The 1,256-nt window shown below is 61.5% G+C and carries 1 protein-coding gene; it reads right to left on the bottom strand.

Translation table 11 applies throughout. The features are described 5' to 3' along the window. Positions 1-109 precede the first annotated feature (109 nt). Positions 110-1,222, bottom strand: a complete 1,113-nt coding sequence (gene ugpC, locus EN749_RS35975) for a sn-glycerol-3-phosphate ABC transporter ATP-binding protein UgpC (protein ID WP_127397640.1) — start codon at positions 1,220-1,222, stop codon at positions 110-112. Positions 1,223-1,256 lie beyond the last annotated feature (34 nt).

Here is a 1,256-nt window from a genome sequence, read left to right as displayed (position 1 = left end):
AGGGCAGCGACCGAATTCTTTTTGGCCGTTAACAGCCGAGGCTGATCTTCAAAAAAAGAGTGGCGGGCTTGGCCCGCCGCTCTTTTTGCGTCCAAGACGCGGTCCTGCGTCAGGCCGCCTTCGCTTCCGCTTCATGAAGGGCAAACGACCGCCCATCGGTGTCGAAGATATGCAAGTCCTCGCCATTGGCGCTCAGCCGCAATGTCGAGCCGCGCTTGACCTCGACATTGCCGGGCAGCTTGGTCACCAGCGGCAGGTCGGCGCGGCCGATGTCGACATAGACAAGCTGCACCTCGCCGAGTTGCTCGACATAGTCGACCGTCCCCTCGAACAGATAGTCCGCGCCGCTGGCGATGATCAGGTCCTCCGGCCGCACGCCGAAACTAACCGCAGCGCCCTTTGCCGAGGCCGGCGTCGCGATCGGCACGGTCGCCTTGCGTCCGCCGACATGGCTGACGACGGTCGGGTTTCCGGTCTTGTCGATGGTCGCGGGCAGGATGTTCATGGCTGGCGAGCCGATGAACTGGGCAACGAACAGATTGCCGGGCTTCTTGTATAGATCCATCGGAGTGCCGACCTGCTCGATATGGCCGTCCTTGAGCACCACGATGCGGTCGGCCAGCGTCATCGCCTCGACCTGGTCGTGGGTGACGTAGATCATCGTCGTGTTGGGCATCGATTCCTTGAGCTTGGCGATTTCGATGCGGGTGGCGACGCGAAGCGCGGCATCGAGGTTCGAAAGCGGCTCGTCGAACAGGAACACCTTGGGATTGCGCACGATGGCGCGGCCGATGGCGACGCGCTGGCGCTGGCCGCCCGACATCGCCTTGGGCAGGCGGTCGAGATATTTGGTCAGCTGCAGGATCTCGGCGGCCTGACGCACGCGGCGGTCGATCTCGGCCTTGTTCTCTTTGCCGATCTTCATCGAGAACGCCATGTTGTCGTAGACGGTCATGTGCGGGTAGAGCGCATAGGACTGGAACACCATGGCGATGCCCCGTTTCGACGGCGGCACGTCGTTCACCACTTCGCCGGCTATTCTGAGCTCGCCGGAGGTGATTTCCTCGAGCCCGGCGATCGACCTCAGCAATGTCGACTTGCCGCAGCCCGACGGGCCGACGAAGACGATGAACTCGCCCGACTTGATATCGAGGTCGATGCCGTGGAGAATGTTCAGATTGCCGTAGGACTTCTTCACTTGTCTTAGCGTGACATCGGCCATTTGGTTTCCTCCAGTGATTGGAATTCAGTCGAGA

The organism is Mesorhizobium sp. M7A.F.Ca.ET.027.02.1.1 (genome assembly GCF_004022985.1).
Classification (GTDB): domain Bacteria; phylum Pseudomonadota; class Alphaproteobacteria; order Rhizobiales; family Rhizobiaceae; genus Mesorhizobium.
This window is presented reverse-complemented; position numbering and strand designations above follow the sequence as displayed.